Genomic DNA, 227 nt, shown 5'->3' on the forward strand with positions numbered 1-227 from the left:
TTTTAAATTTGCAAGAAAATTTTACAANATCCGGATCAACCTGTAGATGTTGTAAATGCATTTGAAACAGCAATTAGAAATATATCATTAATAGCAAATCAAAATGAAATAAAATTAAAAAGATATGATGAAAAAGAGGGAAAAGAAATAGAAAAATCTTACATACCATTATACTGAAATTGATATGACAGCAAGGGCAATACCTCTATTGTTGGAACTGGAAGATT

This window comes from Candidatus Nanopusillus massiliensis (assembly GCF_920984865.1).